This window comes from Cellulomonas hominis, from assembly GCF_901521055.1.
In the GTDB taxonomy this organism is placed as follows: domain Bacteria; phylum Actinomycetota; class Actinomycetes; order Actinomycetales; family Cellulomonadaceae; genus Cellulomonas; species Cellulomonas endometrii.
Genome location: NZ_CABEGA010000030.1, coordinates 41,681 through 53,952 on the forward strand (window position 1 = coordinate 41,681; position 12,272 = coordinate 53,952).

Consider the following 12,272-nt stretch of genomic DNA (forward strand, 5'->3'; position numbering starts at 1 on the left):
GTCAGGCCGCGGGTCAGGCCGCGCCGGCCGACGCCATGCCCGACGGCGCCCGGCCGCCCGTCGTCCCGGCGGGCCCCGGGGCGTCGCCGTCACGCTGCGGGAGGACCCCGCCGGCGCCCCGCGCCCGCGACGGGGCGACCCCGGCGATCAGCCCGGCGGCGACCTCGCGGGCATCGCGGTCGGTCGCGGCGGACCGGAGGTAGGCGAGCGCCTCGGTGGCGTCGCAGTGCCGCTGCGCCATGACGACCCCGACCGCGCGGTCGATCAGCGGCTGGGTGCGGCTGCACGCGAGCAGGTCGTCCATGGTCTGCGCGAGGGCGATCACCTCGTCCCGCGCGGCCACGACGGAGGCGATGCCCTCGGCGATCCCGGCGGCGCGCGCCGCGACCTCCCCCCACGCGCCCGGCCGGCGGCCGTACAGCGACAGGTAGACCGTGACGTCGCGGTGGGTGCCCGCGACGACGGCGGCGGACCGGAAGCCCTGGACGGCGCAGGCGTGGGTCCAGACGGGCCAGCGGCGCTCGTCGGCGAGGTCGTCCAGCAGCACGGGCGCGCCGGTCTCCCGGGCGGCGTACCGCGGGCCCTGGCGGTGGCGGTCCTGCGCGCCGTCGCACCGGGCGGCCGCGACGGACGCCGCGGCGAGCCAACGGTCCAGGCCCCGGACGGTCGCGGTGGCGCAGGCCTGCGCCTCGACGCCGAGGGTGCGGCCCGCGTGGGTGGTGAGGGTGTGGATGAGTGCGTCGAGCGAGGCGTCGGCGTCCAGCCGGATCGCCTCGTCGGGGCCCTGCACGCGCATCGGAACTCCCGGGCGTCGTCCTGCGCGCTGCGCTGCGCTGCACAGGGCGACATGGTGACGCAGATCCGCCGGTCCCGCCACCGCAGGGGCGGGACCTGCGGGAGCGCGCCGCGCCGCTCCCCGGCGGCGGTCCCAGGTGCCGCTCCCCCGGGCCCGTCGTAGCGTGGACGGCGCGGCGTCCGGCCCGCGGCGCCGCCCGTCAGCCCGAACGGAGGGGGCACCGTGGCGCACGCCGAGATCGACGACGAGCTGTGGCAGGAGTTCCACGACGTCGTCAACATGACGTCCCGCGAGCTGCGGGACTGGCTCATGACGCGCGACGCCGGCGAGGACACCGAGCCGCTGCCGGACCAGGCCGGGCCCGACCGGTCGCAGGCGGTGCTGGAGATCCTCGCCAAGCGCCGCACCGACCTGACGCCGGACGACGCCCGGACGATGCAGTCGGTGGTCGACACGGTCCGCTCGCTGCGCGGCGAGGAGCCGGAGCCCACGGCCGGCGACGCGCGCTGGCGGCACCGCCTGATGTCCGTGGGGCACGACCCGCTCAAGCCCTGAGCCCGGCCGTGGCGAGGGCCCCGACGACGACGGGGCCGCGCCGGACGGCGCGACCCCGTGGTCGTGAGCGGACCGGGTCCGGTCAGTGCATCGCGACGCGCTCGCCGGGCACCGTCGCGGGCCGGCGGACCAGCAGCGACGCGCCGACCGCGACGAGCGACACGACGCCGCCCCACATGAACGCGCCCTGCACGCCGTCGGCCGTCGCGGCGACCGGGTCGGCGCCCTCGCCCAGCCGGGCGGCGATCGTAGTGGACAGCACCGTGATGAACAGCGCCGTGCCGGCGGCGCCGGCGAGCTGCTGCACGGTGTTGATGATCGCGCTGCCGTGGCCGTACAGCTCCTTGCGGAGCGACCCGAGCGCCGAGGTGAAGAGCGGCGTGATCATGAACGCCAGGCCGACGCTGAGCAGGGTGTGCACGGCGACCACCAGGCCCGCCGGCGTGCCCGGGCCGAACGTCGACAGCAGCCACAGCGCGGCGCTGAGCGCCACGGCGCCCGGTGTCACCAGCGGCCGCGGCCCGAAGCGGTCGAACAGCCGCCCGACCAGCGGCGACAGCGCGCCCATGACCACGCCGCCCGGCAGCAGGAGCAGCCCCGTCTGCAGGGTCCCCCGCCCCAGCACGTCCTGCAGGAAGATCGGCAGCACGATCAGCGCGCCGAACATCGCCATGAAGCTGATCACCAGCACCACGGTGGACACCGTGTACGACCGGTCGGCGAACACCCGCAGGTCCAGCAACGCACCGGTGGTCCGCTGCAGCCGGAGCTGCCGCTGCGTGAACGCGGCGAGCGCGAGCAGCCCGACGACGATCGGGATCCACGGCGCGACCGGGGTGTGGCCGCCCGCCGACTCGCCGATGCTGGACAGCCCGTAGATCAGGGCCCCGAACCCGACGGCGGACATCGCGAGCGACAGCACGTCGAGCCGGGCGTCGCGCGGCGTGGTGACGTCCCGGACCTTCCAGACGCCCAGCGCCAGCGCCACGAGCGCGAACGGCAGCATCACCAGGAAGATCCACCGCCAGCTCAGCTGCGACAGCACCAGGCCGGAGATCGTCGGACCGACCGCGGGGGCCACCGAGATGACGATCGAGATGGTGCCCATCGTGCGGCCGCGGATGGCCGGCGGCACCAGCGTGAGCACGGTCGTCATGAGCAGCGGGATCATCACCGCGGTGCCGCTCGCCTGCACGACGCGGCCGACCAGCAGCACGCCGAAGCCCGGCGCCAGCGCGGCGATCGTCGTGCCCGCCGTGAACAGCGACATCGCGGCGACGAAGATCTGCCGCGTCCGGAACCGGTCCATCACCCAGCCGGTCGCGGGGATGACCACGGCCATCGTCAGCATGAAGCCCGTGGTGAGCCACTGCCCGGTCGCGGCGGAGACGCCGAGCTCGGCCATCAGCACGGGCAGGGCGACGCCCATGGCGGTCTCGTTGAGGATGACCACGAAGCCGGCGACCAGCAGCAGGCCGATGACCGTGCGGTCGCGCGGGTCGAGCCGGTCCACGGCCGGGGCGCTCACGGCGCGCTGAGCCGTCGGGGAGCCCGGCGCGGGGTCGCGGCGGGGGTCGTGCTCGCGCTCGCGCAGCGCGGTGTCGTCGTGCGCAGTCATGCAGGGGTCTCCCTCACGGGGTCGGTCGGCCGGCGTGCGCGCTCGGGCGGTGGCCCGTGGGGGAGGCGCGCTCCGGGCCAACGACGGCGACGACCTGGTTCATTCCCGCACGCGGTGCCGGGAGGTGGCGAAGGTGCCGGGAGGTGCCGGGCGCCCGCGGCTCGTCAGCGGGGGTGCTCGTCCGCCAGCCGCTGCAGCACCGTGCGGGCGACCTCCGGCAGGTCCGACTCCCCCTGGCGCGTCGCGGTCCGCAGGATGCGCAGCGCCTCGGCGGCGTCGCAGCCCGACGTCGCCATGACCGCCCCGACCGCGCGGTCGATCGCGGCCTGCGCCTCCAGGGCCGTCTCGAGCGCGGCGCGGCGCCGGTCGAGCTCCTCCGTGCGCAGGCACAGGTCCACCACGGCGCCGATCATCTGCGCGTACACGTCGCAGCGGACCACCGTGTCGCGGTCCCACGGGTCCAGCCGCTCGCTGTACACGTTCAGCGCGGCGCGCGCGGGCCACGCGAGGTGCGCGGGGAACGCGGCGGCCGACCGGAAGCCCGTCGCGAGCGCGGTGCTCCGCCACGACGGCCAGCGCGTCTCCGCCAGCAGGTCCGGCACGAGCACCGCCTGCAGGGACTCCATGGCGTCGACGCACGGCCCGACGTACTCGGCCGCCTCGACGTCGTCGCAGTGCGCGGCCCGCGGGTCGCTGCTCGCGGCCTGCCGCACCTCGCCGGCGTCGACGACCATGATGCTGCACGCCAGGTCGAACCCGAGGTGGTGTCCCGCGCGCTCCATGAACAGGCCGAGGTGCTCCGCGAGGGTGGCGAGCCCCTCGTCCGCCTGCGTCCCGTCGAGGCCCGTCACGTCCGTCCTCCTGCCCCGCGCGGCCGTGGAGCCTCAGGGTCGCACCGGCATCAGGCGGTCGCAAGACGCCGCGCGTACCCGCGCCCGCGCGAGGCGAGGCGGATAAGGTCGGAGCAGGACCGGACGTGAGCAGCGAGGTGGAGACGATGGTCGATCGCCCCACGCTGCTGGCCACCCTGACGTCGACGGCCGCCGGCATCCGGGGCGGTGGCTCGCTGGTGGCGCGCCTGTGCGAGGCCGCACGGGTGGTCTCCGACGCGGACGGCGCGTCGCTGGCGCTCACAGCGGAGGCCCGGAACTTCGCCACCCGCTCGGTGCTCTGCGCGACGGACGACGTGGCCGCGCGGATCGAGCAGATCCACGACGTCGTGGGCCGCGGCCCGTCCGCCGACGTCGCACGCGAGGACGCCGCGCTGACGACCTCGCTGACCGACCGCGGGACCCCGTGGCCCGAGTTCGCCGAGATGGTCACCCGCCAGACGCCGGCCGTCTCGCTCACCGCCGTCCCGCTGCACGCCGGCCCCGGCGTGCTGGGCGTGCTCACCCTCTACCGGTCCCGCCCCGGCGCGCTGACCGGCACCCTGGACGACCTCGCGTTCGTCGCGGACGTCATCGCGGTCGCGGTGCTCGACGGCACCGCTCCCGGCACCCCTCCGCCCGGCGCCTCCTGGGACGAGCGGTCCGTGATCCACCAGGCGGTCGGCATGGTGATGGCGCAGCTCGCCGTCCCCGCCGACGACGCGCTCGCGCTGCTGCGCGCCCACGCGTTCGCCCTGGACCTGACGCTGCCGGTGGTGGCGAACCAGGTCCTCGACCGTGAGCTGCGCTTCCAGCCCGAGGAGGAGCCATGAACGCCCACCGCACGACCCGCCGCACCACCTCCACCACCCCCACCACCCCGACGCGCACCCACCGGAGGGCACCATGAGCCGTCCCACCGCCATGGCGGCGCTCACCACCACCCTGGCCACGCTCGCCGCGGAGCAGGACGCGGTCAGCGTGCTCAACAACCTCGTCCGCGCGTGCGCCGACACGCTGCAGGCGGACGTCGGCGTGCTCGTCGCCGAGGACTTCGCGGAGCCGACCGTCGACCGGTTCGACCTGCTCGCGGCGTCCTCGCACACCGCCGGCTCGCTCGAGCTCTACCAGGCGCAGATCGACGAGGGCGCCTGCAAGGACTCCATGCTGGAGGACGACGACCTGTCCGTCGTGGGTGACGCGGCGCTCGTCGCCCGGTGGCCCCGGTTCGGCCCCTCCGTGCTCCGGTCGGGACGCCACGCCGTGCACGCCCTGCCGATGCGCTGGCGGGGCCGGCCGTTCGGCGCCCTGAACATCTTCCTCGACTCCGCGCACCCCCTGACCGCCGACGAGCGCGTCGCCGCCCGGGCGTTCGCCGACCTCGCCGCCATCACGACGGTGCACGCCGGCGAGCGGATCGACATGGAGGCGGTCGCGCGAGCGGTCCGCACGACCGCGGAGCAGCGCGCCCTCGTGGAGCAGGCCAAGGGCGTCGTGCGCTACCTGCGCGGCGTCGACGCGGGCGACGCGTTCGTGATCCTGGAGCGCCGGGCGTACGCCACGTCCGGCGCGATCACCGCGGTCGCGCAGGAGGTCCTCGACGCGGCGGAGCGGGGCGACCGGCCCGCCTGGCTGACGGGTGGCTGACGGGGCGTGACCGGGGTGACGGGGGTCGGCCGCGACCGACCGACCGCCGTCCGACGTCAGGCGCAGGCGGCCGGGCCGCGCCGGCCCCGGGACCCGGTCGCGCCCGCGGTCACCCACGCGCCGACCTGCGCCACGTCGGCGCCGGTGCGGACCGCCACCGCCCGCAGCAGCTCCTCCGCCGCCCCCGCGCCGAGCCCCCGCGCCTCCATCAGCACCCCGACGGCGTGCAGCTCCCGGGCGTGCGCGCCGAACCGCGGCGCCCAGGTGCGCGCGTCGAGGTCGGCCAGGCCCAGGCGTCCCCGCACGTCCGCGGCGATGGCCTCCGCGAGCACCCCGGCGGTCGTCAGGTCGTCCCCCAGCCAGTCCCGCAGGCCGACCGCGTAGAACGCGACGGCGATCTCCGCACGGTCCCCCAGCGACACCGGCACCACCACGAACGACGCGAAGTGCTCCGCACGCATCCGCCCGCGCCACGAGGGCCAGCGCGCCTCCGCCAGCAGGTCGGGCAGCACGACCGTGCGCATCCCCCGCATGGCGAGCGCGCTCGGCCCGTCGAGCCCGGCGGCGTCCTCGTCGTCGCACCGCGCGACGCGGGCGCTGCTGCTCGCCGCCCGGACCGTCGCACCGAGGTGGCGGAACGTGATGCTCGCGTGCGCGCCCGATCCCATCCCGGCGGCGGCGCTGTCGGCATGACGCTGGAGGTACGTCGTGGTCGTCATGCGAGCCGCTCCCTCGAGGGCGGCACGAGGCCGCCACCCCCACCGTCGCACGCGCGGTCGCGGGTGGCAACGTGCCCGGTGCGCGGGTGCCCCCGGCGGGGTTCGAACCCGCACTGGGCCGGGTTTAAGCCGGCTGCCTCTGCCGGTTGGGCTACGGGGGCCGCGCTCATCCTGCCACCAGCGCCGGGGCGCGCCGGTGCCGGACGCGACGACGCCCGCCCACCTCCGCGAGGTGGACGGGCGTCGTGGTGCGGCCGGGTGCCGGCGGCGTCAGGCCTTGGTCTTCGCCGACGCGCTGTCGGCGGCGGAGGTGTCGTCGGCCTTGCCCGCACCGCTCGGCTTGACCTCGGAGCTCGGCACCGGGGAGTGGTCCTCCGCCGTGGCCGGGGCCGCGGCGGGCGCCTCGACGCGCGGCTTCGGCGGCACGGACGCGGCGCGGAACTCCGCGCGCGGGTCGTGGATCGAGCCGAGCGCGACGGTCTCCCGGCGCCACAGCAGGCTGGAGGTCCAGCCCGCCATGATCGCGACCTTGCGGTTCAGGGTCGGCATCGCCATGACGTGGTACGACCGGTGCAGGACCCACGCGAAGACGCCACGGACCTTGATCTTGCCGAGGAACTGCGCGACGCCCTTGTACATGCCGAGCGACGCGACGGCGCCGATGTTCTTGTGCTTGTACGGCGTCGGCTCGGCGCTGCGCAGCACCCGCGCCAGGTTCTCCGCCAGGTGCGCGCCCTCGCGGATCGCGTGCTGGGCGTTCGGCGGGCAGAACGAGCCCGGGTTGTACAGGTCCGGCACCGCGGCGCAGTCACCGGCGGCGTAGGCGTCCGGCACGACGTTGCCCTCGGCGTCCGCCACCTGGAGCGTCGGCAGCGTGATGACGCGGCCCATCTTGTCCAGCGGCAGGTCGGAGTTCTGCAGCACCGGGTTCGCCTTGACGCCCGCGGTCCAGACGATCGTCTCGGAGTCGAACTCCGTCTTGTCGGACAGCACGACGTGGCCGTCGACGCACGAGTTGAGGAACGTCGACAGGAAGACCTCGATCTTGCGCTTGCGCAGCTGCTCGAGCGTGTACCCGCCGAGCTCCTCGGAGACCTCCGGGAGGATGCGGCGCGAGCCCTCGACCAGCACGAACCGCAGGTCGTCCGCGCTCAGCGACGGGTACTGCTTGACCGCGTCGCGGGCCATGTCCTCGACCTCGGCGATCGCCTCGACGCCGGCGAAGCCGCCGCCGACGAACGTGAAGGTCAGCATCCGGCGGCGCAGCTCCGGGTCCCAGGTGGACGACGCGCGGTCGATCCGGCCCAGGACGTGGTTACGGACGGCGATGGCCTCCTCGACGTTCTTGAAGCCGATGGCCTGCTCCGCGAGCCCCGGGATGGGCAGCGTGCGGGCGACCGAGCCGAGGCCGACGATCAGGTGGTCGTACGTGATCCAGTACGGCTCGCCCTCCTCGGGCGTGATCTGGACCCTGCGGTCCGCGTGCCGGATCTCGGAGACCTTGCCCTGCAGCGAGTCGATGCCCTTGAGCGCGCGGTGGTGCGGCGCGACGACGTAGCGGGCGTCGATCGAGCCGGCGGCCGCCTCGGGGAGGAACGGCGCGTAGGTCATGTAGGGGCGCGGGTCGACCACGACGATGGCGGCCTCGCGGTTGCCCAGGCGACGGCGCAGCCGGCGGGCGGCGTACAGCCCCACAGACCCGCCGCCGAGGATGACGATGCGCGGCACCTTGCGGGACTTGGTCCCGGACTGCGGCGCGGGGGTCGTGACGGTCGTCTCAGACATGGGTCCAACGGTACGTCCCATGACTTGTTGAAAGCGACCTGAGCGCACGTGATTCTGGGCACAAGGTCCCAGATCCGCGGTCAGGGAGCGGCGGTCGGCCCGGTCACCGGCGTCTCGGTCGCGCCCGGTCCGGGACCTTGGTCGGGGCTCGCACCCGTTCCGTCCGCCGGCGAGGGGACCAGCGCGGGCGCCTTCGCGAACGGGCGCGGCGGGGTCCGCGGCGCCTCGTCCAGCCGGGGGGCCGAGCCGTCGCCCGAGAACGCGAACGACGACGTCGGCGCACCCTGCAGCGGGTACACGTTCCACCGCCTGCGGCCGTCCTCGTCCTGCGAGGGCACGAACGTCCACGGCTCGTCGACGCCCGGCAGCGACCACGACCCCAGGCCCTCGTCGGCCGTCGCGCGCACCGGGCGCCCGCGGTCGTCGTAGACCTGCACGTCCGAGAGCGGGTTGCCGTCGGCGTCGTAGACGAACAGGTTGCTCACCTGCATCCCGTCGACCCACACGCCGTCGTCCGGCTGGATCGTCGCGCCGGGGATCTCCACGTACCGCACGTCGCTCGCCGCCGAGGCGTAGAAGCGGGACTCGTAGGTGAACACCGCGACCGGGACCAGCAGCACCAGGGCACCCGCGGTCGCCGCGCGCGACAGCCACGGCAGCTGCGCCGCGCCCCACCGGCCGCGGCCCCACTGCACGGACACGGCGACCAGGACGAGCAGCAGCGCCCAGTGCAGCGCGCGGCCCGGGACGCCGTCGCGTTCCGGACGCACGCGCCAGAAGAGGACGCTCGACTCGGAGGCCACCCACATGAGCGCCTGGTACGCGATCCACCCGCGGGCCGCCCACCAGAACGGGCTCAGGTCGCGGGCCGCACCGGCGACCGGGGCCGCCCACGGCTGCCGCCGCACGACCACCGCGGTCCGCCGCCACCCGGCGGCGACGCTGCCGCCCACGCGGCTCCACCGGTCCGGCCACGGCCGGGCGCCCGTCGTGCCCTCGTCCGGCAGCCCGGCCGCCGCGCGGAGCTCCTGCGCGTAGCCGTGCGGGTCGCCGAACCGCGACGTGAGGTCGACGGCCGACCCCTCGACGGCCCCGGCCGGCGCGTCCGACAGCGCGTCGGTGAGGTCCGCCTCCAGGCCGTCCGTCAGGTCGTCGACCTGGTCCGGGGGGAGGTCGGCGAGGTGCCGGCGGACGTCGGCGGCGTACCGGCCGACGGCCACGCGCACCGCCTCGTCCTGCGTCGGTGCGGTCCCGTTCACGCTGCCTCCCCCTCGAGCAGGCGCGCCATCGTCCCCGCGAACTCGCGCCAGTCCGTGCGCTGGGCGGCGAGCATGGCCCGGCCCTGCGCGTTGATCCCGTAGTACTTGCGGTGCGGGCCCTCGTCGCTGGGCACCACGTAGGACGTCAGCGCGCCCTGGGAGTACAGGCGGCGGAGCGTCCCGTAGACGGAGGCGTCCCCGACCTCGGTGAGGCCGGCGGCGCGCAGGCGGCGGACCACGTCGTAGCCGTAGCCGTCCTCCTCGGCGACGACGGCGAGCACGGCGACGTCGAGCACCCCCTTGAGCAGCTGGGTCGTGTCCATCGGGCCTCCGCGTCACCGACGGCCGCACAGCGGCCGCTCCTCGTCCGGTGGCGCGACGGGCCCCCTGCTTCCGTCGCGCCACCGGCTGCCTGGCGCGGGAGCCGACCCTCCTCGGCTCCCGCAGCACACACGGTAGTACAGAATGCGCGGTACCGGGCGAAACTCGATACCGCGTGTTCGCCGAAGTGGCGGCGGGCGCGCCGCGGCGGGCAGGCGCAGGACGTCGCGGTCAGGGCCCGGCGGGTCGGTGCGCGGGCGGCGCCTGCGTCAGGCGGTGGGGGCGGCGACGCGCTCGGCGACGCTCCAGGCGATGCCGTCGAGGATGTCGTGCTCCGAGGTCACCACGTCGGTCAGCGTGCCGCCCGCGGCCTCGACCTCGGCGCGGACGCGCTGCACGACGGCCCGCCACACCAGGGCGCCGGCGCCGATGACGTCCACCCGGCCCGGGTGCATGAACCCGAGCGCCGCGCGGGACGCCCGGTCCCGCTCGAGCAGGTCGTCGCACGCCGCCACGACCTCCTCGACGGTCAGCACCGAGCCGTCGATCGCCGCGGAGTCGTAGGCGGGCAGCCGCAGCGCGTGCGCGGTCACGGTGGTCACCGACCCCGCGAGGCCCACCAGGGTGGCGGTGCGCCCGAACGGGACGTGCTGCGCCGCGACGTCGAGCGCCGCCCGGACGTCGGCCTCGGCTGCCGCGATCTCCGCGGCGGTCGGCGGGTCGGACTGCAGGTGCCGCTCGGTGATCCGCACGCACCCGACGTCCATCGAGTACGCGGCCTCCGGCGTCTGCTCGCCCAGGACGACCTCGGTCGAGCCGCCGCCCAGGTCCACCACGAGGAACGGCCCCGGGTGCCGGCCGCCCAGCACGCCGGTCGCGCCGCGGAACGACAGCGCGGCCTCCTCGACGCCGCCGACGACCTCGGGCTCGACGCCCAGCGCCTCGCGGACCCCCGCGACGAACTCGTCGCGGTTCTCGGCGTCCCGCGACGCGCTGGTGGCGACGAACCGCACGGCCTCGACACCGAGCTCCTCGCAGACCTGCGCGTAGCGGCGGGTGGCGTCCAGGGTCCGGGCCATCGCCTCGGGGGCGATCCGGCCGGTGCGGTCCACGCCCTGCCCGAGCCGGACGACCTCCATCCGGCGGTGGAGGTCCGTCAGGGTCCCGGCGGTCACGTCGACGTCGGCCACCAGGAGCCGGATCGAGTTGGTCCCGCAGTCGATGGCAGCCACACGCGTCACGCGGACCATCCTCCCATCCCGGGCACGGGCCGCGCGCCGAGCCGGGCCCGGCGTCAGCAGGTGCAGCGGTCCGGGCGCCACACCTCGCGCAGCCGCAGCAGCACCTCGTCGCCGACCGGGTTCACGCCCGGCCCGGCGGCCAGCGCGTGCCCGACGACCACGTGCAGGCACTTCACGCGGGTCGGCATCCCGCCCGCCGAGATGCCGGCGATCTCCGGCACCTCGCCGAGCTCGGCGCGGTCCGCGAGGTACGCCTCGTGCGCCCGCCGGTAGGCCGCCGCGAGCTCCGGCTCGGCCTGCACCCGCGCGGTCAGCTCCTTCATCAGGCCGCCCGCCTCCAGCGTGCTGACCGCACCGACGGCCGGCGGGCACGTCAGGTAGTACGTCGTCGGGAACGGCGTGCCGTCGTCCAGCCGGGGCGCCGTGCGGACCACGAGCGGCCGGCCGCACACGCACCGCGCCGCGACCCCCACCACGCCGCGAGCCGGCCGGCCGAGCTGCTCGCGCAGGACCTCCCGGTCGGCGTCGGTCACCTCGGGGGCGTCGCGCCGCGCGCGCGGCACGTCGGCCGGGTCGGGCAGCGTGCCGACGCGCGCAGCAGCGTCGTCCGGCACCGCGGGGTCCGGGGTGGGCACGGCCGGGGTGGTGGGCAGGTCGGTCACGGGGTCCTCGCGGGTCGGGCGGTCGTCGAACGGCGTCAGGGCGCCGTCGCGCCCCCGGTCGCGGAACCGGTCGCGGGGTCGGTCGCCGCGGAGCCGGAGCCGTCGGTGCCGTCGGCCGGCACCGGCCCATTCTCCCCCGAGGTCGCCGGGTCCGGGGACGGCGCCGTCCCGCCGGTGCCGGCGACGCCCGCGACCTGCACGGAGTCCCACACCTGGGCGTACCAGGGCCGCGTCGGGTCCTCGGTGTCGACCGCGGCCGGCCCCGGGAGCGTCTCCTCGGTGGCCGGGGCCTCCGGGACGACCTCCGGGTCGGCGACGCGGAGCGCCCGCTCGCCCGGCATCACGAACGCCAGCCGCTCGCGGGCCTGCGCCTCCACGTACGCGGGGTCCGACCAGCGGTCGAGCTCGGCCTGCAGGTCCTCGTTGTCCTGCTCCGCCCGGGCGACCTCGGCGCGCAGCTGCTCGAGCTCGACCTGCTGGTCGAGGTACTGGCGCAGCGTCGGGAACACCAGGACGAAGGCGATGGACAGCACCAGCAGCATCACGAGCGCGCGGACGGTGAACAGCCGGGGGACGCGCTGCTGCACGGTCTCCGCACGACCGGACCGCCGGTCGGAGCCGCGGCCACCCGGACCGCCACCCGGACCGCCGCCCGGCCCGCCGGCGGGGCGGGAGCTGCTGGGACGGGACGCCGGGCGGGGCGCGGACGACGGCGTGGAGCGGGCGCGCGAGGCGGCCGGGCGCGGGGACGCGGGCCGGGGGACGCTCTGCTGCGGGGCCGGGGTGCTGCGGGACGCCGG

At 76.2% G+C, this 12,272-nt stretch carries 13 protein-coding genes and 1 tRNA gene; 3 read left to right on the forward strand and 11 right to left on the reverse strand.

The annotated features are described in order from the left end of the window. Positions 1 to 13: 13 nt before the first annotated feature. The gene (locus KJP73_RS09195) at positions 14 to 796 is read right to left on the reverse strand and encodes an ANTAR domain-containing protein (RefSeq protein ID WP_213282502.1); all 783 of its coding nucleotides are present in this window, start codon (positions 794 to 796) and stop codon (positions 14 to 16) included. Positions 797 to 1,018: 222 nt separating this feature from the next. Here KJP73_RS09195 and KJP73_RS09200 point away from each other — a divergent pair, with 222 nt between their 5' ends. Beyond that, entirely contained in the window at positions 1,019 to 1,351 is a 333-nt protein-coding gene (locus KJP73_RS09200) for a DUF3140 domain-containing protein (protein ID WP_213282503.1), read from the forward strand. Between the two features lie 82 nt (positions 1,352 to 1,433). On the opposite strand, the gene KJP73_RS09205 is transcribed toward KJP73_RS09200, so the two are convergent. Together KJP73_RS09205 and KJP73_RS09210 are read right to left on the reverse strand one after the other, a co-directional pair. Next, positions 1,434 to 2,969: an MDR family MFS transporter gene (locus tag KJP73_RS09205; RefSeq protein ID WP_213282504.1), complete on the reverse strand. Its 1,536-nt coding sequence runs from the start codon at positions 2,967 to 2,969 to the stop codon at positions 1,434 to 1,436. A gap of 164 nt (positions 2,970 to 3,133) precedes the next feature. Further along, entirely contained in the window at positions 3,134 to 3,820 is a 687-nt protein-coding gene (locus KJP73_RS09210; protein WP_213282505.1) for a GAF and ANTAR domain-containing protein, read from the reverse strand. A gap of 125 nt (positions 3,821 to 3,945) precedes the next feature. On the opposite strand from KJP73_RS09210, the gene KJP73_RS09215 reads away from it, so the two are divergent. Together KJP73_RS09215 and KJP73_RS09220 are read left to right on the forward strand one after the other, a co-directional pair. Continuing rightward, positions 3,946 to 4,671, forward strand: coding sequence for a GAF and ANTAR domain-containing protein (locus tag KJP73_RS09215; protein WP_213282506.1), 726 nt, complete (start codon positions 3,946 to 3,948; stop codon positions 4,669 to 4,671). 73 nt (positions 4,672 to 4,744) lie between these two features. Next, complete coding sequence (locus tag KJP73_RS09220; RefSeq protein ID WP_213282507.1) at positions 4,745 to 5,485, forward strand: ANTAR domain-containing protein; 741 nt, start codon at positions 4,745 to 4,747, stop codon at positions 5,483 to 5,485. A gap of 56 nt (positions 5,486 to 5,541) precedes the next feature. Here KJP73_RS09220 and KJP73_RS09225 read toward each other — a convergent pair whose 3' ends face one another. The 8 genes from KJP73_RS09225 to KJP73_RS09260 all read right to left on the reverse strand — a co-directional run. Further along, positions 5,542 to 6,204 (reverse strand): hypothetical protein, encoded by a 663-nt coding sequence (locus tag KJP73_RS09225; protein WP_213282508.1) that lies wholly within the window; start codon positions 6,202 to 6,204, stop codon positions 5,542 to 5,544. Positions 6,205 to 6,291: 87 nt separating this feature from the next. After that, positions 6,292 to 6,365, reverse strand: a tRNA-Leu gene (locus KJP73_RS09230). Between the two features lie 109 nt (positions 6,366 to 6,474). Then, complete coding sequence (locus KJP73_RS09235) at positions 6,475 to 7,989, reverse strand: NAD(P)/FAD-dependent oxidoreductase (RefSeq protein WP_213282509.1); 1,515 nt, start codon at positions 7,987 to 7,989, stop codon at positions 6,475 to 6,477. 80 nt (positions 7,990 to 8,069) lie between these two features. Further along, entirely contained in the window at positions 8,070 to 9,248 is a 1,179-nt protein-coding gene (locus KJP73_RS09240; protein ID WP_213282510.1) for an HAAS signaling domain-containing protein, read from the reverse strand. Continuing rightward, positions 9,245 to 9,571, reverse strand: a complete 327-nt coding sequence (locus tag KJP73_RS09245; RefSeq protein WP_213282511.1) for a PadR family transcriptional regulator — start codon at positions 9,569 to 9,571, stop codon at positions 9,245 to 9,247. Before KJP73_RS09245 ends, KJP73_RS09240 begins: the two co-directional genes overlap by 4 nt. A gap of 267 nt (positions 9,572 to 9,838) precedes the next feature. Next, positions 9,839 to 10,810: a Ppx/GppA phosphatase family protein gene (locus tag KJP73_RS09250; protein ID WP_283770228.1), complete on the reverse strand. Its 972-nt coding sequence runs from the start codon at positions 10,808 to 10,810 to the stop codon at positions 9,839 to 9,841. Positions 10,811 to 10,863: 53 nt separating this feature from the next. Then, positions 10,864 to 11,373 (reverse strand): DUF501 domain-containing protein, encoded by a 510-nt coding sequence (locus KJP73_RS09255; RefSeq protein ID WP_213282523.1) that lies wholly within the window; start codon positions 11,371 to 11,373, stop codon positions 10,864 to 10,866. A 134-nt stretch (positions 11,374 to 11,507) separates the two neighbouring features. After that, positions 11,508 to 12,272: FtsB family cell division protein (locus KJP73_RS09260; RefSeq protein ID WP_249669252.1), on the reverse strand; the 765-nt coding region annotated here is incomplete at its 5' end.

Coding starts and splice junctions, on each gene's coding strand:
- KJP73_RS09245 (WP_213282511.1), bottom strand. CDS start 9,571: ATGGACACGACCCAGCTGCTCAAGGGGGTGCTCGACGTCGCCGTGCTC.
- KJP73_RS09205 (WP_213282504.1), bottom strand. CDS start 2,969: ATGACTGCGCACGACGACACCGCGCTGCGCGAGCGCGAGCACGACCCC.
- KJP73_RS09225 (WP_213282508.1), bottom strand. CDS start 6,204: ATGACGACCACGACGTACCTCCAGCGTCATGCCGACAGCGCCGCCGCC.
- KJP73_RS09235 (WP_213282509.1), bottom strand. CDS start 7,989: ATGTCTGAGACGACCGTCACGACCCCCGCGCCGCAGTCCGGGACCAAG.
- KJP73_RS09220 (WP_213282507.1), top strand. CDS start 4,745: ATGAGCCGTCCCACCGCCATGGCGGCGCTCACCACCACCCTGGCCACG.
- KJP73_RS09195 (WP_213282502.1), bottom strand. CDS start 796: ATGCGCGTGCAGGGCCCCGACGAGGCGATCCGGCTGGACGCCGACGCC.